Source organism: Pandoraea sp. XY-2 (genome assembly GCF_004193915.1).
Lineage (GTDB): Bacteria > Pseudomonadota > Gammaproteobacteria > Burkholderiales > Burkholderiaceae > Pandoraea > Pandoraea cepalis.
The window spans coordinates 985,651-1,006,653 of sequence record NZ_CP030849.1 but is presented as its reverse complement, the minus strand read 5'-3'; the positions used below and the strand labels follow the sequence as shown (position 1 = coordinate 1,006,653).

At 60.0% G+C, this 21,003-nt stretch carries 12 protein-coding genes, 2 tRNA genes and 3 rRNA genes; 8 read left to right on the top strand and 9 right to left on the bottom strand.

The features are described 5' to 3' along the window. Window positions 1-25: 25 nt before the first annotated feature. Genes DRB87_RS04645 through DRB87_RS04635 form a run of 3 tightly spaced genes read right to left on the bottom strand, consistent with a single transcriptional unit; the run spans window position 26 to window position 3,689 of the window. The gene (locus DRB87_RS04645) at window positions 26-1,528 is read right to left on the bottom strand and encodes an ABC transporter substrate-binding protein (RefSeq protein WP_130025044.1); all 1,503 of its coding nucleotides are present in this window, start codon (window positions 1,526-1,528) and stop codon (window positions 26-28) included. A 41-nt stretch (window positions 1,529-1,569) separates the two neighbouring features. Beyond that, window positions 1,570-2,667 (bottom strand): ABC transporter ATP-binding protein, encoded by a 1,098-nt coding sequence (locus tag DRB87_RS04640; RefSeq protein WP_130025043.1) that lies wholly within the window; start codon window positions 2,665-2,667, stop codon window positions 1,570-1,572. Then, the gene (locus tag DRB87_RS04635) at window positions 2,664-3,689 is read right to left on the bottom strand and encodes an ABC transporter ATP-binding protein (RefSeq protein ID WP_370363523.1); all 1,026 of its coding nucleotides are present in this window, start codon (window positions 3,687-3,689) and stop codon (window positions 2,664-2,666) included. Before DRB87_RS04635 ends, DRB87_RS04640 begins: the two co-directional genes overlap by 4 nt. Window positions 3,690-3,841: 152 nt before the next feature. Here DRB87_RS04635 and DRB87_RS04630 point away from each other — a divergent pair, with 152 nt between their 5' ends. Next, window positions 3,842-4,711, top strand: coding sequence for a LysR substrate-binding domain-containing protein (locus DRB87_RS04630; protein ID WP_130025041.1), 870 nt, complete (start codon window positions 3,842-3,844; stop codon window positions 4,709-4,711). Window positions 4,712-4,793: 82 nt separating this feature from the next. On the opposite strand, the gene DRB87_RS04625 is transcribed toward DRB87_RS04630, so the two are convergent. Then, window positions 4,794-6,128, bottom strand: coding sequence for an MFS transporter (locus tag DRB87_RS04625; RefSeq protein WP_165385235.1), 1,335 nt, complete (start codon window positions 6,126-6,128; stop codon window positions 4,794-4,796). A 160-nt stretch (window positions 6,129-6,288) separates the two neighbouring features. Here DRB87_RS04625 and cyoA point away from each other — a divergent pair, with 160 nt between their 5' ends. The 7 genes from cyoA (at window position 6,289) to DRB87_RS04590 (ending at window position 15,099) form a co-directional block, all read left to right on the top strand. Next, a complete protein-coding gene (gene cyoA, locus DRB87_RS04620; RefSeq protein ID WP_130025039.1) occupies window positions 6,289-7,323 on the top strand; it encodes a ubiquinol oxidase subunit II in 1,035 nt (344 codons plus the stop codon). Window positions 7,324-7,388: 65 nt separating this feature from the next. Next, a complete protein-coding gene (cyoB, locus tag DRB87_RS04615) occupies window positions 7,389-9,380 on the top strand; it encodes a cytochrome o ubiquinol oxidase subunit I (protein WP_130025038.1) in 1,992 nt (663 codons plus the stop codon). Then, complete coding sequence (gene cyoC, locus DRB87_RS04610) at window positions 9,373-10,041, top strand: cytochrome o ubiquinol oxidase subunit III (protein ID WP_130025037.1); 669 nt, start codon at window positions 9,373-9,375, stop codon at window positions 10,039-10,041. The genes cyoB and cyoC overlap by 8 nt, the downstream gene beginning before the upstream one ends. Further along, window positions 10,038-10,445, top strand: a complete 408-nt coding sequence (gene cyoD / locus DRB87_RS04605) for a cytochrome o ubiquinol oxidase subunit IV (RefSeq protein ID WP_130025036.1) — start codon at window positions 10,038-10,040, stop codon at window positions 10,443-10,445. Before cyoC ends, cyoD begins: the two co-directional genes overlap by 4 nt. A gap of 117 nt (window positions 10,446-10,562) precedes the next feature. Further along, window positions 10,563-11,303, top strand: a complete 741-nt coding sequence (locus DRB87_RS04600) for an SURF1 family protein (protein ID WP_370363931.1) — start codon at window positions 10,563-10,565, stop codon at window positions 11,301-11,303. Window positions 11,304-11,885: 582 nt separating this feature from the next. Next, a complete protein-coding gene (ggt, locus tag DRB87_RS04595) occupies window positions 11,886-13,508 on the top strand; it encodes a gamma-glutamyltransferase (protein WP_240756274.1) in 1,623 nt (540 codons plus the stop codon). A gap of 466 nt (window positions 13,509-13,974) precedes the next feature. Further along, on the top strand, window positions 13,975-15,099 hold the full coding sequence (locus tag DRB87_RS04590; RefSeq protein ID WP_240756178.1) for a serine hydrolase: 1,125 nt from the start codon (window positions 13,975-13,977) through the stop codon (window positions 15,097-15,099). A gap of 587 nt (window positions 15,100-15,686) precedes the next feature. Here DRB87_RS04590 and rrf read toward each other — a convergent pair. From rrf to DRB87_RS04565, 5 genes are all read right to left on the bottom strand, one after another. Further along, window positions 15,687-15,799 (bottom strand): 5S ribosomal RNA (gene rrf, locus DRB87_RS04585). Between the two features lie 131 nt (window positions 15,800-15,930). Beyond that, window positions 15,931-18,807: ribosomal RNA gene (locus DRB87_RS04580) — 23S ribosomal RNA — on the bottom strand. Window positions 18,808-19,083: 276 nt separating this feature from the next. Continuing rightward, window positions 19,084-19,159: transfer RNA gene (locus DRB87_RS04575), tRNA-Ala, on the bottom strand. Window positions 19,160-19,205: 46 nt separating this feature from the next. Then, window positions 19,206-19,282: transfer RNA gene (locus tag DRB87_RS04570), tRNA-Ile, on the bottom strand. A gap of 65 nt (window positions 19,283-19,347) precedes the next feature. Beyond that, a 16S ribosomal RNA gene (locus DRB87_RS04565) occupies window positions 19,348-20,877 on the bottom strand. Together the 16S, 23S and 5S rRNA genes with 2 tRNA genes alongside form the textbook arrangement of a ribosomal RNA operon. Window positions 20,878-21,003 lie beyond the last annotated feature (126 nt).

Genomic DNA, 21,003 nt, shown 5'->3' with positions numbered 1-21,003 from the left:
CCTGGAAATGCCGGGCGGTCCCGGATTATCCCTTGAGGCTCACGCCACGCAGACGAATCAGCCCGTCCGGATAGGCGACGAACCCCTGCACCTTTTTGCTGAGCACGTACGGCCACGGCTGCACGTACAGATAAAGGATGGGATTCTCTTCGGACAGGATCTTGTCGGCAGCGTCGTAGAGCGGCTTGCGCTCCGCCACGCTGGATTTCACGCGCGCCTCGTTAAGCAGCTTGTCGACGTCGGCATTGCAGTACTGCCCGTAGTTCAGATTGCCCTTGCACGTGACGAACTGATGCAGGTTTCCGTCCGGATCCACGCGTCCCGACCAACCGTTGTAGAGCACGTCGAAGTCGCCGCGATGGGCGGCGTCGAGCGCCGCCGCGTAATCCATCGGCCGCAATTTCAGTTGAATGCCCGCCTCGGCAAGCATCGCCTGCAGCATCTGCGCCATCTGATTGGAGACCGTGTTGTTGCCGAAGCTCAGCGTCACGTCGACCTTCTCGAAGCCTGCCGCTTTCAGCAACGCTTTTGCCTTGGCAACGTCGCGCTTGGTCGTCTTGATCGATGCGTCGTAGTACTGTCCCGTGCGCGGCAATGCCTGATTGGCCGGGGTGAAGATGCCGCCGCCGATCACCTTGTTGATGGCGTCGCGATCGATGGCCAGATCGAACGCCTGGCGCACGCGCTTGTCGCGCAATGCCTTGGGCGCGTTCGCCGCCACATTGAACGTCAGGCCGTAGTAACCCAACCCGTCGATGGAGACGAACTTCAGGTTCGCATCGCGCTTGACCGAGGCCACGTCCGACGGCGCAAGGCGTTCAAGCATGTCGAGTGATCCCGAGCGCACGTTGGCCAGGCGCACCGTCGTGTCGGGAATCGGCAGGAAAACGACCTTCTGGATCGGATACTTGTCCGCTTCCCAGAAGCCCGGGAATTTCTCCAGCACCACGCGATCGTTCTGCACACGCTGCACGAACTTGTACGGGCCTGAGCATACGGGGTGAGACTGCACGGCGGCATCGTCGCTCAGCGTCTTGGGGGCGAGCATCATGCCCGCGCGATCAGACAGCGTGGCGAGCAGCGCAGAATCCGGCGCTTTGAGCACGATGTTGACGGTGCTGTCGTCCACGGCGTCAACATGATCGATGGATGACAGTTCGCTCTTGCGATTGCTGGCGGGCAGGCTGCGCGCGCGGTCCAGATTCGCCTTGACCGCGAGGGCGTTGAACGGCTCGTCGTCGTGGAACTTCACGCCCTGGCGCAGCTTGAATGTCCACGTCTTGCCGTCGGCACTCACACGCCACGCGGTGGCGAGCATCGGCACGAACTTCAGATCGGGGCTGATATCGACCAACGAGCTGCACAGCGAGCGCAACACCATGCGGTCGACGACCTGCGAACTGCGCGCGGGATCGAGCGAGCCGATGTCCTCCTGCAAGCCGATGCGAAGCGTCGATTGCGCCATCGCGGCGGCTGCGCCGGTCGTCAACGACGCCGCCAGTACAAGATCGAGCAGAACTTTTCGCATGCGTGAGATCCCTTGTGAATGAGAGTGGAGAGAAAGCGTTGTTATCTGCCGACGGCCGCATCGGCCTGGGCTTGGCGCGCACGATACAGCGCAAGTCGCGCGCTCAGCGCATCGCTCGGCGCCGCGGCGCGCGCCGGACTGGCCCCGGCGTTCTGAATCTCGCGCCAGAAATGACAGGCGACTTGCCTGCCGTCGGGCAGCACTTCGTCGACCGGCTTGTGCTCGCGGCACGCGGCGCGCGCATGCGGGCAACGCGGATGGAAGCGGCACCCGGGCGGCGGCGCGGTCGGGCTGGGCAATTCGCCGCCGAGCGGCGCGCGTTCGCGACGCAGGTGCGGGTCGCTCGCCGGGATTGCTTGCAGAAGCGCCTGCGTGTAAGGGTGCAGCGGCGTGTCGAAGAGCGCGTCCGCGCTGGCCAGCTCGACAATCTCCCCGAGGTACATCACCGCCACGCGATCACTCATGTGGCGAATCACCGCCAGATCGTGGGCGACCATGATGAGCGTCAGTCCGAAGTCGTGCTTGAGGCGTTCGAGCAGATTGATGACCTGAGCTTGCACGGAAACGTCGAGCGCCGAGACCGGCTCGTCGCCAACGATCACCCGAGGCTCCCCCGCCAAGGCCCGCGCAATGCCGATGCGCTGTCGCTGACCGCCGGAGAATTCATGCGGAAAGCGTTGTGCGTAATCGGGTTGCAGGCCGACGGTGCGCAGCAGTTCGGCCACGCGTTCGTCCCGGGCACGCCCACGGGCGAGGCCGTGCAAAGCGATCGGTTCGCCGATCAGTCCCCCCACGGTCATGCTCGGATTGAGCGACGCGAACGGGTCTTGGAAGATGATCTGAAGTTCGCGCCGAAGTCGCCTCATGGCGCTCGCGCCCAACGTCATGATGTCCTCGCCCTGATAGCGCACTTCGCCACGCGTGGCATCGAGCAAGCGCAACAACAGCCGCCCCAGCGTGGATTTTCCGCAACCGGATTCGCCCACGATCGCGAACGTCTCTCCCGCCTGCACGGAAAATGACACGCCGTTGACGGCATACACCGTGGGCGCACGAGAGAAGCCGACGCGATGTCCGCCGAAGTGCTTGGTCAGGTCGCGCACGTCCAACAGCGGGTGCACAGGGGAGGGGGCGTTCATACGGCAACCTCTTCCATCGGGAATGCAGGCGGTGTCAGGGCCTCGACCGGTGCCAGCCAGCAGGCCACGCGATGCTTGCCGGACAACGTGCGCTCGACAGGGGCTTCCTGCGTGCAGCGGGCTTCGGCAAACGGGCAGCGCGGCGCAAAGCGGCAACCGGCAGGCATGCGTTCCGGTGAAGGCACCGCGCCACGAATGGTCGCCAGCGTGCCCTCGCGTTTGCCGATCGACGGAATCGCCCCCATCAGGCCGATGGTGTAGGGATGCTGCGGATCATCGAAGATCTCGCTCACCGAGCCGTATTCGACGATGCGCCCCGCGTACATCACCGCGACATCGTCGGCGACTTCGGCGACCACGCCCAGGTCGTGCGTGATGAGCACGACGGCGGTGCCGGTTTCGCGCTGCAAGGTTTGAATGAGCGTGAGTACCTGCGCCTGAATCGTCACGTCGAGCGCGGTGGTCGGTTCGTCGGCAATCAGCAGCGCAGGTCGGTTGGCAAGCGCCATCGCAATCATTACGCGCTGACGCATGCCGCCGGACAGTTCGTGCGGATAGTTGTCGAGCCGTGTCTCCGGTGCGGGGATGCGCACCCGCTTGAGCATTTCGAGCGCCTCGGCGCGCGCGGCGCGGCGATCCAGACCGCGATGGCGCCGAATGCCCTCCTCGATCTGATGACCGATGGTGAACGACGGATTCAGCGAGGTCATCGGCTCCTGAAAGATCATCGCGAGACGATTGCCGCGCAGGTCGGCAAAGTCGCGCTCCCCCAACGTCAGCAGATCCCGGCCTTCGAACATCGCGCGCCCCGCCACGACATTGGCGGGCGGACTCGGCAACAACCCCATGAGGGCGAGCGACGTCACGCTCTTGCCGCATCCAGATTCGCCGACGATGCACAACGTCTTGCCGGGATACACGGCAAACGAGACGCCATCGATCAGATTCGGCGCGTCGGGCGCTTTGGAAAACTTCAGCGACAGTCCGGTGACATCGAGCACCGGCCCAGCGTCTGCGGGCATGGTCATGGGCGCGTTGTAGGGGTCATCAATCGTCTTGCCCCGGTTCCGGCAAGCCGGTCGCGAGGGAGGTGCGTGACACGATTATGTCTTCCACGCACGCAAAAGAAATATTAATATTTCTTTTTCATTCGTAAATTATTCTTAACCTCCCGATGCTTACGTTGCGCATGTTGAAGACGTTCCGACTGGTGGCACAAACCGGCTCGTTCGCGGCGGCCGCCGAGCGTGCCGCGCTGACGCAGGCGGCCGTCAGCCTGCAGATGCGCGGTCTCGAGGATGCCGTCGGTCAGCGGCTGTTCGATCGGCGTGGCCGGCAGATCACGCTCACACGTCAGGGACGCGATTTGTTTCCGCGCGTCGAGCAGATACTGGCGCTCACCGCCGAGCTGAGCGCCACCTCCGCCGGCGCCATGCAGGGCCCGGTCACCATCGGCGCCGTGGTGTCGGTCATTGGCGCACTGTCGATGGCTGTCGCGGAACTGAAGACCGCGCACCCACGGCTCGATGTGCGGCTCACGTCGGCACGCTCGGACGAACTGACCGATCTCGTCGAGCAGGGCGAGGTCGACATCGCCGCCGTGGTCGCGCGCGCCGACGATGCCCGCGTCGACGGCCTGGTGTGGACCCCGCTCTACACCGAGCCGATGATCATGGTCGTGAATCGCGACGTCACCGAAACCGACCCGCAGCGCATTCTCGACGAGCACGCGTTTTTGCGCTTCGACCGGCGCGTTCGCACCGGCATGGTGGTGGAGCAGGCGTTACGCGCGGCAAAACTCGGCGTGACCGAATATCTGGAATTGAACTCCATCGAGACGATCGTCGCGCTCGTGCGCAAGAACGTCGGCGTATCGGTGCTGCCGCAACTGCATCGCGGCGATTGGCAGTCCGACCCGTTATTGCGCATCGTGCCGATTGCCGAGCCGCCCTTGCTGCGCACGGTCGGCATGATTCATCGTGAGCATGACTCACGCACGCACGACATCACGGCCGCCATCGCCGGCATGCTGCACGACGTGTGAGTGGATGATGCGACGAGGGAAAAACGGCGCGAACCCTGTCGCGCCGTGACCGAAAACGAGAAGCCGCTTGCCGCGCATGCGATCAATCGCGCGTCTCGAAGGCCTTGTTGATGCGCAGTGCCAGCAGCGTGCAGACGGTGCCCGAGAGCAGATAGGCGCTCACCGCGATCAGCCCGAACTCGGACGACAATCCCAGCGCCACGAGCGGCGCGAAGGCCGCGCCGAACAGCCACGCGAAGTCGGTCGTCAGCGCCGCCCCGGTGTAGCGGAAGCGTTGCTCGAAGTTCGACGTCACCGTGCCCGCCGCCTGCCCGTACGACAATCCGAGCAAGGCGAAGCCGACCAGGATGAAAATGTCTTGCTGCGTCGAGCCGCCGCCCATCAGGAACGGGGCGAAGAGTGCGAATATGCCGATAAAGATGGCGAAGAGGCCCAGCGTGGTGCGTCGGCCGATGCGGTCGGCAATGCGTCCGGAAATGACCGTGCACACGATGGCGATCGCCGCGCCGCACAGTTGCACGATCAGCACATTGTTCAGATCCTGGCTGTTTTTCAGCGCGATCCACGACAGCGGGAATACCGTCACCAGGTGAAAGAGCGCATAGCTCGCGAGTGCGGCGAAGGCGCCGAGAAAGATGTTGTAGCCCTGCGAGCGCACCATCTCGCGCGTGCTGATCGGCTCCAGTTGGCCCTCTTCAAGCATCTCGGTATATTCGTGCGTCACCACCAGACGCAGCCGGGCAAACAGCGCGACCACGTTCACGGCGAACGCCACATAGAACGGATAACGCCACCCCCACGTGAGGAAGTCGTCGGACTCGAGGCTCCAGTGCAGGAACAGGAACAGCGAGGCCGCGATAATGAAACCGATCGGCGCGCCCAATTGCCCCATCATCGAATACCAGCCGCGCCGCTGAGGCGGCGCGTTCATCGCGAGCAGCGACGGCAGTCCGTCCCACGAACCGCCAAAGCCAATGCCCTGCACGAGCCGGAAGAACGCGAGCAGCCAGATGGCGCGGTCCCCCAGTACCGCATAGCCCGGCAGGAACGCCATGCCGGCGGTCGCCGTGCCGAGCACGAACAGCGCGGCGGTGAGCTTGACACTGCGTCCCCAGCGGCGCTGCGCGTTCATGAACAGCGCGGTACCGAACGGGCGCGAAATAAACGCGAGGGAGAAGATCGCGAACGCGTACAACAGGCCGTGCAGGCTGTCGGCGAACGGGAAGAAAACTTGGGGGAAGACGAGGACGGCGGCAATGCCGAACACGAAGAAGTCGAAGTACTCGGAGGCGCGTCCGACCACCACGCCAACCGCGATTTCCTCCGGCGCAATGCGCGACTTGCTCCCGTGATCGTGCGCTGTCGATGCGGCAGTCGCGCCGGGCGGCGTCGGCGATTGATGAGCACTGCTTGACATTATCGGACCCCCTTGCGGATCGGGATGACCATGACACTCGTGCCAGAAGAGCATCGCAGGTATCGCGAATCGACGCCATAGGGTTTACCCTAAATTGCCGCATCATGGTGGGGAGTCCATGATGAACCCGGTCTAAGGCTACGGTTCCATCGATCGCAGCATGACTTCCCCCAAGTGCCTTCGCGGGGTATTTTTGCTCCCCGCCACCGCGTTGCTGTCCGGTTGCAATACCGTATTGATGTCGCCCTCGGGCGATCTTGCGGTAAGGCAGCGGGACATCATCATCATTTCCACCGTCCTGATGTTGCTGATCATCGTTCCGGTGATCGTGCTGACACTGGTCTTCGCATGGCGTTACCGAGCGTCGAACAAGCGTGCCATCTACACGCCCGAATGGGATCACTCGACGCTGCTCGAACTGCTGATCTGGGCCGCGCCGCTGCTGATCATCATCGCGTTGGGCGCGCTCACCTGGGTCAGCACGCACAAGCTGGACCCCTACCGGCCACTCGAGCGCATCGACGCCAAGCGCGAGATCCCACCCGACACGCGCCCGCTCAGGGTGCAAGTGGTGGCCATGGACTGGAAATGGCTGTTCTTCTACCCCGATCAGGGCATTGCGACCGTCAATGAACTGGCCGCCCCCGTTGACCGGCCGATCCGATTCGAAATCACATCGACGACGATGATGAATTCATTCTTCGTGCCCGCCCTGGCCGGACAGATCTATGCGATGCCGGGCATGGAAACGAAGCTGCATGCGGTCATCAACAAGCCCGGGATCTATGACGGGTTCTCCGCGAACTTCAGCGGCGCGGGCTTCTCAGGCATGCGCTTCAAATTTCACGGGCTGTCGGCAGACGACTTCGACGCGTGGGTCAAGCAGGTCAAGGCCCGCGGCGACAACCTCACGCGCGACAAGTACGAGTCGCTCGCCCAGCCGAGCGAATGGGTGCCTGTCCACTATTACGGCGACGTCGCCCCCAATCTTTATGACGCGATTCTGAACCGCTGCGTGCAGCCCGGGCAGCCCTGTCTGAAGGACATGATGGATCAGCCCAATCATCCGCACGCCAGCCGAGCACGTACCGGCACGTCCGAGTCGTTGCTTGCCGACGCGATGTGCACGGCGCAAAACACCGTGCAGTTCGCGTCCGGCGCTCAGCGCGCCCCCGGCGAGGGACTTACGCAGTGACGCGCACCGCGCCCAACCGTCGACAATGATGCGCCTCGTGCGCGATTGATCCCAGGCTCGAGCTTATGGACATCGTCAAGTTGATCTTCGGCCGCCTCACGCTCGAGGCGATCCCGTACCACGAACCGATTCTCGTTGCGACCTTTGCCGGAGTCGCGTTCGGAGGCATCGTCGTACTGGGTGCCATCACCTACTTCAAGTTGTGGGGGTACTTGTGGCGCGAGTGGTTCACGAGCATCGATCACAAGAAGATCGGCATCATGTACGTGATCCTGGGCATCGTCATGTTGTTGCGCGGCTTTGCCGACGCCGCGATGATGCGTATGCAGCAGGCGATCTCGTTTGGCGACAACATGGGGTATCTGCCGCCACATCACTACGATCAGATCTTCACCGCGCACGGCGTGATCATGATCTTCTTCGTGGCAATGCCGCTGGTGACCGGCCTCATGAACTTCGTGGTGCCGCTGCAGATCGGCGCGCGCGACGTGGCGTTTCCGTTCCTCAACAACTTCAGCTTCTGGATGACGACGAGCGGGGCCATGCTCGTGATGCTCTCGCTCTTCGTCGGCGAATTCGCAGGCACTGGATGGCTGGCTTACCCGCCGTTATCGGGCATCCTGCAGAGCCCGAACGTCGGGGTCGATTACTACATCTGGGCACTGCAGATCGCCGGGATCGGCACCCTGCTCTCGGGGATCAATCTGCTCGTGACCATCGTGAAGATGCGCGCCCCCGGCATGACGATGATGCGCATGCCGGTCTTCACGTGGACCTCGCTGTGCACGAATGTGCTGATCGTGGCTGCCTTCCCGGTGCTGACCGCCGTGCTCGCGCTGCTGGCGCTGGATCGCTACGCCGGCACCAACTTCTTCACGAACGATCTCGGCGGCAACGCCATGATGTACGTGAACCTGATCTGGATCTGGGGCCACCCCGAGGTCTACATTCTCGTGCTGCCCGTATTCGGCGTGTTCTCCGAGGTGGTCGCCACCTTCTCCGGCAAGCGCTTGTTCGGCTATGCGTCGATGGTCTATGCGACGGTCGTGATTACGGTGCTGTCATACCTCGTGTGGCTGCACCATTTCTTCACGATGGGTTCCGGCGCGAGTGTGAACTCGTTCTTCGGCATCACGACGATGATCATCTCGATACCGACCGGCGCAAAGATTTTCAACTGGCTGTTCACCATGTATCGCGGGCGCATCCACTTCGAAGTGCCGATGCTGTGGACCGTCGGCTTCATGGTGACGTTCGTCATCGGCGGCATGACCGGCGTGCTGCTTGCCGTGCCGCCGGCCGACTTCTCGCTGCATAACGGCCTGTTCCTGATCGCGCACTTCCACAACGTGATCATCGGCGGCGTGATCTTCGGCGTCATGGCGGCAATCACCTACTGGTTCCCCAAGGCCTTCGGCTACCGGCTCGATCCGTTCTGGGGCAAGTGCTCGTTCTGGTTCTGGTTCATCGGCTTCTACGTCGCCTTCATGCCGCTTTACCTGCTGGGCCTGATGGGCGTGACCCGTCGCGTGAGCCACTTCGACGACATGTCGTTGCAAATCTGGTTCCAGATCGCCGCCGTGGGGGCACTGCTCATCGCCATCGGCATTGGATGCTTCATCGTCCAGCTCGTAGTGAGCTTCATCCGCCGTGAGCAATTGCGCGACGACACGGGCGACCCGTGGAATGGCCGCACACTGGAATGGTCGACGTCGTCCCCCCCGCCGGCCTACAACTTCGCCTTCACGCCGATCATTCACGACAACGACGCCTGGTGGCAGATGAAGCAGCACGGCTTCAAGCGTCCGGAGAACGACTTCATTCCGATCCACATGCCGAAGAACACGGGCGCGGGCATCATCCTCGCGGGGCTTGCGACGGTCTGCGGCTTCGGGCTCATCTGGCACATGTGGCTGGTGGTGATCGTGGCCTTCGTGGCGCTGCTGGCGACCGCCATCGGCCACACGTTCAACTACCACCGCGAGTACTACATCCCGGCCGATCAGGTCGAACAAACGGAGGCAGCGCGCACGCGCCTGCTCGCGCAGCATGTCTGATACGACGGCACCCTTCCCGGCAGGAGGCGCCCCGCTCGGGGCCCACACGCCCAGCCCGCCGCAAGCGGGCGAGTTGAAGTTCATGATGACGAGCGACTACCACCCGCCCAACGGGACGCTGCTCGGCTTCTGGGTCTACCTGATGAGCGACTGTCTCGTCTTCGCCTGCCTGTTTGCGGCGTATGGCGTACTCGGGCGCAACTACGCAGGCGGGCCGACCGGTGCGGAGTTGTTCGAACTGCCGCTCGTGGCAGTGAATACGACCTTCCTGCTGCTCTCGTCGATCACCTATGGCTTTGCGATGCTCGAGATGCAGCGGCGACGTCAGAGCGCAGTGCTAATCTGGCTTGCGGTCACCGGCGTTCTCGGTGCGGCGTTTCTCTCGCTGGAACTCTATGAGTTCGCGAACCTCATCCACGAGGGGGCGGGGCCCTGGCGCAGCGCGTTCCTGTCTTCGTTCTTCACGCTGGTGAGCACCCACGGGCTGCACGTCACGTTCGGCATCGTCTGGCTCATCACCCTGATGGTGCAGGTCGGCAAGCATGGCCTCACCGCGCCCAACCGCCGCCGGCTCATGTGCCTGTCAATGTTCTGGCACTTTCTCGACGTGGTGTGGATCGGCGTCTTCACGTTTGTCTATCTGATGGGAGTGCTGCCGTGAGCACCCACGACTCGACCCTGCACAATACCGACGGGCATGGCCACGATCACGATCACGACCATGGCGACGAAGGACCGCACAGCACCTTGCGCGGGTATGCGACGGGCTTCATCCTGTCTGTCATCCTCACCGCCATTCCCTTCTGGTTCGTGATGGGCGGGGTATTCGAGAAATCGAGTACCACCGCGATCATGATCCTGTTCCTCGGCGCCATTCAGATCATCGTGCACATGATCTACTTCCTGCACATGAACGGGCGCTCCGAAGGCGGCTGGAACCTGCTGTCGTTGATTTTCACGATCGTGCTGGTCGTGATCACGCTATCGGGCTCGCTATGGGTGATGTATCACCTGAACCAGAACATGATGGCGGGTATGATGCAGGATACGAAAAACCTCCCTTGAACGGCACTTCCCTTGAGCAGCAATCGACTTCATGACTCAGGGGGCGCACAGCGTCCCCCGCGCACTTCCGGTGCGCCCGCCCGCCCGTCTCCCCTTCGACTGATCATCCTTGGCGTTATCACGTTGGTGCTGGTCAGCGTCTTCGTCTCGCTCGGGACTTGGCAGCTTCATCGCCGCGCCTGGAAGCTCGATCTGATCGAGCGTGTGAATTCGCGCGTGCATGCGCCGCCCACCCCGGCGCCCTTGCGTGGCCAGTGGGCCTCGGTCAACGCGGCCGCGGATGAGTATCGCCACGTCTCGCTCAGCGGCACGTACCAGTTCGACAAGGACACGCTCGTGCAAGCCGTCACCGATCTGGGCGGCGGGTTCTGGGTGCTCACGCCGTTGCGCACGGCAGATGGCGGCGAAGTGCTGATCAACCGCGGCTTTGTCCCGCCGGGCTGGAAAGAAGCCGTGCCCGCCGCCCCGGCGGGTGACGTCACCGTCACCGGTCTGCTGCGCATGCCCGAGCCGGGCGGCGGATTCCTTCGCAAGAATGCGCCGTCGGAAAACCTCTGGTATTCGCGCGATGTCGCGGCCATTGCGGCCGCGCGCGGACTGACGGCCACCGACGTGGCGCCCTTCTTCGTCGATGCCGACGGCAAGCCGGGCGCCGATGCAAACCGCGCGCTCGTGGGCGGCGATGCCGAAGCCGTGACCGGCCAAGCACCGGCACGCGACTACCCCGTGGGCGGGCTCACCGTGGTGCGGTTCCCGAACAACCATATGAGCTATCTGCTGACGTGGTACGCGCTGGCGATCATGTCGGTCGTGGCCGGCGGGTTTGTCATCCGCCTCGAACTGCGCAAGCACGGCTAGTCGAATGCACTGCGGCCGCGACGCGGTCGCGTGTCGTATTCCTTCGGAAATCGCGTTCATGACAACGTGGTGACAGCGCAACGGCTGCCAGGCGGAATCTCATCATTTCAACCGGTTCCGCCTGCCGATCTGCCTCGATTCACGCAGCGATCGCCCATCACCATCCGACCCCATATAGCAACAACCGCTTGTCTGCAAAGGCAAGCGAGCACTTCCGCGGAATGTCCAGAGCCACTCGATCTCGCAATGTGGCCCGTCACGCGGACGTGTGAGACATCATTCCCTAATTAGCCGATATGCGTTAACGTTCCATGGTCGACGGAACTGTTACGCATGCCGAAACAGAGGCAGCCCAGACGTCGCCCCGTAGCCGTGCCGGCCTCAGGTGCGCCGCGCGGGCGGGCTGCTGGCCGTGCGTCCGTCGCCAGCGAAGTTGAAACTTCCCCTATCTCGCTCAAACAAGAACATTTATAGACGATGAAAAATCCAACCTTATCCAAAGCGTTTCTGGCGACAGCGCTGAGCTGTGCGCTGTTCAACGTTCACGCTGCCTCGCAGGCACCGGTCGGTGCCGAGAACGGCATGGTGGTCACCGCCCAGCATCTGGCATCGAAAGTTGGCGTGGACGTGCTCAAGGCCGGCGGCAATGCGGTCGACGCGGCCGTAGCCGTGGGATATGCGCTCGCCGTGGTGTATCCGGCAGCCGGGAATCTCGGCGGCGGCGGTTTCATGACGATCCAGCTTGCGGACGGCCGCAAGACCTTCCTCGATTTCCGCGAGAAGGCCCCGCTGGCCGCGACGGCCAACATGTATCTCGACAAGGACGGAAACGTCATCAAGGGCGCCTCAACCACGGGCTATCGGGCCGTGGGCGTACCCGGCTCCGTGTCGGGTATGGAATACGCCCGTGAAAAGTACGGCACCAAGACCCGTGCGCAACTGATTGCGCCCGCCGTCACGCTGGCGGAAAAGGGCTTCGTGCTCGATCAGGGCGACGTCGACATGCTTTGGACGGCGACCAAGAATTTCGAGAGCGACCGCGCCAATTCGGGCGCCATCTTCCTGAACAAGGGCCAGCCGTTCCAGCCGGGCGAACGCCTTGTGCAGAAGGATCTTGCACGTACGTTGAAGCTGATCAGCGCCAAGGGCACCGACGGTTTCTACAAGGGAGAGGTCGCCAACAAGCTGGTGGCGTCGATGAAGGCCGGCGGCGGCATCATCACGCAGGCCGATCTCGATCAATACAAGACGCGCGAACTGGCGCCGGTCGAGTGCGACTATCGCGGCTATCACGTGGTCTCGGCCCCGCCTCCCAGCTCGGGCGGTGTGGTGATCTGCGAGATCATGAACATCCTCGAAGGCTACCCGATGACCGAGCTGGGGTATCACTCGGCGCAGGGGGTGCATTACACCATCGAAGCGATGCGCCACGCGTACGTCGACCGCAACAGCTATCTGGGTGACCCCGATTTCGTGAAGAACCCGATTGCCCACCTGCTCGACAAGCAATACGCGGCCAAGATTCGCGCGGCCATCAACCCGCAGAAGGCGGGTATCTCACAGGAGATCAAGCCGGGGGTGGCACCGCATGAAGGCAGCAACACCACGCACTACTCGATCATCGATCGCGATGGCAATGCGGTGTCGGTGACCTACACGCTCAATGACTGGTTCGGTGCGAAGGTGATGGCCAATGGCACGGGCGTCATGCTTAACGACGAAATGGACGACTTCACTGCCAAAGTGGGCGTGCCGAACCTGTACGGCCTGATCCAGGGCGAAGCGAACGCCATCGGCCCGGGTCGTCGTCCGCTGTCGTCGATGAGCCCGACCATCGTCACGAAGGATGGCAAGCCCGTCATGGTCGTTGGCACACCGGGCGGTAGCCGCATCATCACGGCCACCCTGCTCACGATGCTCAACGTCATCGACTACGGCATGAATCTGCAAGAAGCCGTGGATGCCCCGCGCTTCCACCAGCAGTGGATGCCGGAGGCGACCAACATCGAGCGGTTCGCCCTGAGCCCCGACACGCAGAAAATCCTCGAAAGTTGGGGTCAGAAGTTTGCCGGTCCGCAACCGGCGAACCACGTCGCCGCCATTCTCGTGGGCGCGCCGTCGCTCGGCGGCAAACCGATCGGCAAGAACCGCTACTATGGCGCGAACGATCCGCGCCGCAACACGGGACTCGCGCTCGGTTATTGATTGAGGGAGTGTGATCCAAACGACATTGGGATCGCAGGAATTGATGGGGCCGCGCGCGCGGCCCCATTTTTTATGGATGCCGTCTGCGAACGCGTGTGTCGCGGCATCTTGGTAACCCGCGAGTTAGACATTTGTAACATTCTGTAATACGTCGGTTGAACGTTCAGGAACTCCTCGCTCGCGTAACGTCCAACGGGTTTCCCGTGCATTTTTTCGCCCGCATCGCGTGCGGTGGCTGTTGCCGCGAGTTGCCTTGTTGTGCGCACGTGTCGACCGTATCTTCTGACCATGGAACCGCGTGAAGATGTCTGCCCTGTGGTACCCGTTGTTTAGCTCGTCGTTGCCTCGTCTTCGTCGCCTCCCTTGTAGCCCTGTTCTCTCCCGGTTCCCTCGTCTGGCGCCACGCACCGTCGCGCTCGCTCGCCTGGCGCTCTTTGGTTTGACCCTTCTCGTTGCCGGGCTGCCAGTGAGCGATGCGCTCGCGGTGACCGGCCATCATTCGGGTCATGGCAAGCACCACCTCCAACCGGCGAAGAACAAAAAGATGGCGGCGAAGACGACATCAAAGCCCGCGCGTCGGAAAGCGACGGCTGCGCGTGCGCCGCACCACCGATCGGCACATCATCGGGCAAAGACCCATGCAGGCCGTAAAGCGGCGAAACCTGCGCGTCGGGCGCAGACTACGGTGAAGCATCGGGCCAATGCTACGCGGCGCCATGCGACCCCGAAAGTGTCGAGCGCAGCGGGAGCGGTGCGCGCTGCCGGCGCGGCAACGAACGCGACCGCGCGCGTGCGCACTGCGGCCAAACCACGCCTGCTCGCACGGTGTGGCTTCACGCCGGCATCACGCAAGCGGCTTTTCTCGCGTGCCGTTTATATTGTCGACGAGAATACCAAAACGCCGCTCTTTTCCCTCAACGCCAATCAAGTGCGCCCGATCGCCTCGCTGTCGAAGCTGATGACGGCAGTCGTCTGGCTTGATAGTGGACCGGCCATGCGTGCGCCCCTCACGGTCACGAATGCCGATCTCGATACGCTAAAGTTCAGCCATTCACGTTTGGCGGTAGGCTCGACGCTTTCGCGCGCCGACATGCTCCACATCTCGCTGATGGCGTCGGAAAACCGTGCTGCTGCCGCATTGAGCCGCGACTATCCGGGTGGACGACCTGCCTTCATCTCCGCTATGAATAGCAAGGCACGCGCCTTGAACATGCCCAACACGCGTTTCGCGAACTCGACGGGGCTATCACCGAACAATGTGTCGACGGCGCGCGAACTGGCGCGCCTGGTACGGGCGTCGAACGCTTATCCACTGATCCGTCGCTATTCGATTGATCATCAGCAACGGGTGAATACGGGTAAGGGGCAGTTGCAGTACGTCAATACGAACCGTCTGGTGCGCTACGGGAAAGTGGATGCAAGTGTCCAGAAGACTGGCTTCATTAACGAATCGGGGCATAACATGGTGATGCGCGTGCTTGTGCACAAACGGCGTCCCGTGATCGTGACGATGCTTGGCAGCGACACTCCGGAAGGCTCCCGCCTCGATGGCGTGCGCATCGCCCATTGGTTGTCGTGCTCGTTGCGATGACGCGCGCCACGGGCGTGTGAAGGCGCTCACCTTAACGGCGTACGTATCGCTCATTGGTTGTCGTGCTCGTTGCGACGACACGCGGCACGCGCATGTAAAGGCGCGCACCTCAACGACGTCAGTGTCTATCGGTTGTCATGCTCGTTGCGACGACACGCGGCACGCGCGTGTGAAGGCCCCCACCTCAACGACGTCATTGTCTATTTTAGTTGTCATGCTCGTTGCGACGATGCGCGTGTGTTGACTGGCGCGGTTCGCATATCTGAGTGAGCCGACACCTTGGCGGCTACGGATGGTCCAGCGTCCTGCGACGTCAGTCGCGCGAAGCCACGCGCCGGCGATAACGCTGTTCGATCACCCAGCGCATTGAGACAATTGAGGCGCCCCATTCCCGCAACGGCATCCACCGAAGACCGTCCGGCGAACGGGTTCCGAAATGGTGGATAGGTCGGGGGAATGTCAGCCAGATCAAGCTGCCCCGTCACGCTCTTGGCATTGAACCGCGCAGCCGTGCCAAGGCTGGGCGATATTGCCGGGGAAAAGCAAAAACCCCTTGCTACACGAGTTAGCAAGGGGTTTTAAGGGGAGCCTGACGATTACCTACTTTCACACGGGTATCCGCACTATCATCGGCGTGGAGTTGTTTCACGGTCCTGTTCGGGATGGGAAGGGGTGGTTCCAACTCGCTATGGTCATCAGGCATAACTTGTGTGTTCTGCTGAGCGGGGCTCAACAAAACCAATTCGGAAGAAGCGTAGTACTACATTGGTTGGGTTGTGAGTTGTATCGGCACATTGCACGACACTCACACCAGGAAAACACACTGGTTATAGGATCAAGCCTCACGGGCAATTAGTATCAGTTAGCTTAACGCATTACTGCGCTTCCACACCTGACCTATCAACGTCCTGGTCTTGAACGACCCTTAAGGGGAATCGAGTTCCCAGGGAAGTCTCATCTTAAGGCGAGTTTCCCGCTTAGATGCTTTCAGCGGTTATCTCTTCCGAACATAGCTACCCGGCGATGCCACTGGCGTGACAACCGGTACACCAGAGGTTCGTCCACTCCGGTCCTCTCGTACTAGGAGCAGCCCCCTTCAAACTTCCAACGCCCACGGCAGATAGGGACCAAACTGTCTCACGACGTTTTAAACCCAGCTCACGTACCTCTTTAAATGGCGAACAGCCATACCCTTGGGACCGGCTACAGCCCCAGGATGAGATGAGCCGACATCGAGGTGCCAAACACCGCCGTCGATATGAACTCTTGGGCGGTATCAGCCTGTTATCCCCAGAGTACCTTTTATCCGTTGAGCGATGGCCCTTCCATACAGAACCACCGGATCACTATGACCTGCTTTCGCACCTGCTCGACTTGTCAGTCTCGCAGTTAAGCACGCTTTTGCCATTGCACTATCAGCACGATTTCCGACCGTACCTAGCGTACCTTCGTACTCCTCCGTTACACTTTGGGAGGAGACCGCCCCAGTCAAACTGCCTACCATGCACTGTCCCCGATCCGGATTACGGACCTAGGTTAGAACCTCAAACAAACCAGGGTGGTATTTCAAGGACGGCTCCACAGAAACTAGCGTTCCTGCTTCAAAGCCTCCCACCTATCCTACACAGACCGGTTCAAAGTCCAATGCAAAGCTACAGTAAAGGTTCATGGGGTCTTTCCGTCTAGCCGCGGGTAGATTGCATCATCACAAACACTTCAACTTCGCTGAGTCTCGGGAGGAGACAGTGTGGCCATCGTTACGCCATTCGTGCAGGTCGGAACTTACCCGACAAGGAATTTCGCTACCTTAGGACCGTTATAGTTACGGCCGCCGTTTACCGGGACTTCAATCAAGAGCTTGCACCCCATCATTTAATCTTCCGGCACCGGGCAGGCGTCACACCCTATACGTCCACTTTCGTGTTTGCAGAGTGCTGTGTTTTTATTAAACAGTCGCAGCCACCAGTTTATTGCAACCCTTTCACCCTCCTGGCGCAGGCCAGTCAAGCTACAAGGGCGTACCTTATCCCGAAGTTACGGTACCAATTTGCCGAGTTCCTTCTCCCGAGTTCTCTCAAGCGCCTTAGAATACTCATCTCGCCCACCTGTGTCGGTTTGCGGTACGGTCTCGTATGACTGAAGCTTAGAGGCTTTTCTTGGAACCACTTCCAATTGCTTCGTACCCGAAGGTACTCGCCCCACAGCCTTGAATTACGCGCCCGGATTTGCCTAAGCGCCTTCTCCACTGCAGGGACCGGGACTTCCAACACCCGGACAACCTTCCGCGATCCGTCCCCCCATCGCATCATACGACGGTGCAGGAATATTAACCTGCTTCCCATCAGCTACGCATCTCTGCCTCGCCTTAGGGGCCGACTCACCCTACGCCGATGAACGTTGCGTAGGAAACCTTGGGCTTACGGCGAGGGGGCCTTTCACCCCCTTTATCGCTACTCATGTCAGCATTCGCACTTCTGATACCTCCAGCATCCTTCACAAGACACCTTCACAGGCTTACAGAACGCTCTCCTACCATGCGAGCAAGCTCGCATCCGCAGCTTCGGTATATTGCTTAGCCCCGTTACATCTTCCGCGCAGGACGACTCGATCAGTGAGCTATTACGCTTTCTTTAAAGGGTGGCTGCTTCTAAGCCAACCTCCTGACTGTTTTAGCCTTCCCACTTCGTTTCCCACTTAGCAATATTTAGGGACCTTAGCTGGCGGTCTGGGTTGTTTCCCTCTTGACACCGGACGTTAGCACCCGATGTCTGTCTCCCGTGATTGCACTCTTCGGTATTCGGAGTTTGCTATGGCGAAGTAATCCGCAATGGACCCTTCAACCATGACAGTGCTCTACCCCGAAGGTGATACACGAGGCACTACCTAAATAGTTTTCGGAGAGAACCAGCTATTTCCAAGTTTGTTTAGCCTTTCACCCCTATCCACAGCTCATCCCCTAATTTTTCAACATTAGTGGGTTCGGTCCTCCAGTACGTGTTACCGCACCTTCAACCTGGCCATGGATAGATCACTTGGTTTCGGGTCTACACCCAGCGACTGAACGCCCTATTCGGACTCGCTTTCGCTACGCCTTCCCTATTCGGTTAAGCTTGCCACTGAATGTAAGTCGCTGACCCATTATACAAAAGGTACGCAGTCACCCCTTGCGAGGCTCCTACTGTTTGTATGCATGCGGTTTCAGGATCTATTTCACTCCCCTCCCGGGGTTCTTTTCGCCTTTCCCTCACGGTACTGGTTCACTATCGGTCGATTACGAGTATTTAGCCTTGGAGGATGGTCCCCCCATCTTCAGACAGGATTTCACGTGTCCCGCCCTACTTTTCTCAAGCTTAGTTCCACACCAGGGTTTTCTCATACGGGGCTATCACCCACTATGGCCGGACTTTCCATTCCGTTTTGATAACACCGGTGCTAAATCTTGAAGGCTGGTCCCATTTCGCTCGCCACTACTTTGGGAATCTCGGTTGATTTCTTTTCCTGCAGCTACTTAGATGTTTCAGTTCGCCGCGTTCGCTTCACTAGACCTATGTATTCAGTCTAGGATGACCCAGAGGGCCGGGTTTCCCCATTCGGACATTTGTGGATCAAAGCTTATTTGCCAGCTCCCCACAACTTTTCGCAGGCTATCGCGTCCTTCATCGCCTGTAATCGCCAAGGCATCCACCACATGCACTTATTCGCTTGACCCTATAACGAGAATGTCTCCCCGTTATAGGTTGAGTTTTCGCGTTGTGCCGTATTCCAAGTCATCTTTCGATCACTTAAATACTAGTTGATACAATCACAACCCGTACAATTTCCACGCGCCATCTCTAACGCGCTTCCGTTGTACTACTACTTCTTCCAAATTGTTAAAGAACAAATACTGCATGACATTGCTGTCATTCAAAAACATTCACATTCTTGGGGATTTACCGCAGACGTAAAAGCTTTTGACTGACATCGATGTACGATCTAAGGAATTGGTGGAGGCAGACGGGATCGAACCGACGACCCCCTGCTTGCAAAGCAGGTGCTCTCCCAGCTGAGCTATGCCCCCAAATCAAGCCATTTACCGTCTGACTTGGTCAAGCGGTGGTTAAGCTTGGTGGGTCTGGAAGGACTTGAACCTTCGACCCCCGCCTTATCAAGACGGTGCTCTAACCACCTGAGCTACAGACCCGACTTAGATCTACGCAGTCAAACAACCGATAAGCGTGAACACTCAACTTCCAGTGCATGCTCTAGAAAGGAGGTGATCCAGCCGCAGGTTCCCCTACGGCTACCTTGTTACGACTTCACCCCAGTCATGAATCCTGCCGTGGTAAGCGCCCTCCTTACGGTTAGGCTACCTACTTCTGGCAAAACCCACTCCCATGGTGTGACGGGCGGTGTGTACAAGACCCGGGAACGTATTCACCGCGACATGCTGATCCGCGATTACTAGCGATTCCAGCTTCACGCAGTCGAGTTGCAGACTGCGATCCGGACTACGATCGGTTTTCTGGGGTTAGCTCCACCTCGCGGTTTGGCAGCCCTCTGTACCGACCATTGTATGACGTGTGAAGCCCTACCCATAAGGGCCATGAGGACTTGACGTCATCCCCACCTTCCTCCGGTTTGTCACCGGCAGTCTCCCTAGAGTGCTCTTGCGTAGCAACTAAGGACAAGGGTTGCGCTCGTTGCGGGACTTAACCCAACATCTCACGACACGAGCTGACGACAGCCATGCAGCACCTGTGTTACGGTTCTCTTTCGAGCACTCCCACCTCTCAGCAGGATTCCGTACATGTCAAGGGTAGGTAAGGTTTTTCGCGTTGCATCGAATTAATCCACATCATCCACCGCTTGTGCGGGTCCCCGTCAATTCCTTTGAGTTTTAATCTTGCGACCGTACTCCCCAGGCGGTCAACTTCACGCGTTAGCTTCGTTACTAAGGAAATGAATCCCCAACAACTAGTTGACATCGTTTAGGGCGTGGACTACCAGGGTATCTAATCCTGTTTGCTCCCCACGCTTTCGTGCATGAGCGTCAGTATTGGCCCAGGGGGCTGCCTTCGCCATCGGTATTCCTCCACATCTCTACGCATTTCACTGCTACACGTGGAATTCTACCCCCTCTGCCATACTCTAGCCTTGCAGTCACGAATGCAGTTCCCAGGTTAAGCCCGGGGATTTCACATCCGTCTTACAAAACCGCCTGCGCACGCTTTACGCCCAGTAATTCCGATTAACGCTTGCACCCTACGTATTACCGCGGCTGCTGGCACGTAGTTAGCCGGTGCTTATTCTTCCGGTACCGTCATCCCCCGAGGTATTAACCCAGAGGATTTCTTTCCGGACAAAAGTGCTTTACAACCCGAAGGCCTTCTTCACACACGCGGCATTGCTGGATCAGGCTTTCGCCCATTGTCCAAAATTCCCCACTGCTGCCTCCCGTAGGAGTCTGGGCCGTGTCTCAGTCCCAGTGTGGCTGGTCGTCCTCTCAGACCAGCTACAGATCGTCGCCTTGGTGAGCTTTTACCCCACCAACTAGCTAATCTGACATCGGCTGCTCTTGTAGCGCGAGGCCCGAAGGTCCCCCGCTTTCCTCCTCAGAGCGTATGCGGTATTAATCCGGCTTTCGCCGAGCTATCCCCACTACAAGGTACATTCCGATGTATTACTCACCCGTTCGCCACTCGCCACCAGGTGCAAGCACCCGTGCTGCCGTTCGACTTGCATGTGTAAGGCATGCCGCCAGCGTTCAATCTGAGCCAGGATCAAACTCTTCAGTTTAAACCTGTTACTGTTTTCGGTTTTTCGTGACAAATCACTCGAACCGGTCGCTCTCAAAGTATGCTGACAAGTTAATTACTTAACTTACCTATTACTTATGTGAGCCTCAATAAATTTAAAGCTTAT

Coding starts and splice junctions, on each gene's coding strand:
- DRB87_RS04645 (WP_130025044.1), bottom strand. CDS start 1,528: ATGCGAAAAGTTCTGCTCGATCTTGTACTGGCGGCGTCGTTGACGACC.
- DRB87_RS04640 (WP_130025043.1), bottom strand. CDS start 2,667: ATGAACGCCCCCTCCCCTGTGCACCCGCTGTTGGACGTGCGCGACCTG.
- DRB87_RS04635 (WP_370363523.1), bottom strand. CDS start 3,689: ATGCCCGCAGACGCTGGGCCGGTGCTCGATGTCACCGGACTGTCGCTG.
- DRB87_RS04630 (WP_130025041.1), top strand. CDS start 3,842: ATGCTTACGTTGCGCATGTTGAAGACGTTCCGACTGGTGGCACAAACC.
- DRB87_RS04625 (WP_165385235.1), bottom strand. CDS start 6,128: ATGTCAAGCAGTGCTCATCAATCGCCGACGCCGCCCGGCGCGACTGCC.
- cyoA (WP_130025039.1), top strand. CDS start 6,289: ATGACTTCCCCCAAGTGCCTTCGCGGGGTATTTTTGCTCCCCGCCACC.
- cyoB (WP_130025038.1), top strand. CDS start 7,389: ATGGACATCGTCAAGTTGATCTTCGGCCGCCTCACGCTCGAGGCGATC.
- cyoC (WP_130025037.1), top strand. CDS start 9,373: ATGTCTGATACGACGGCACCCTTCCCGGCAGGAGGCGCCCCGCTCGGG.
- ggt (WP_240756274.1), top strand. CDS start 11,886: ATGGTGGTCACCGCCCAGCATCTGGCATCGAAAGTTGGCGTGGACGTG.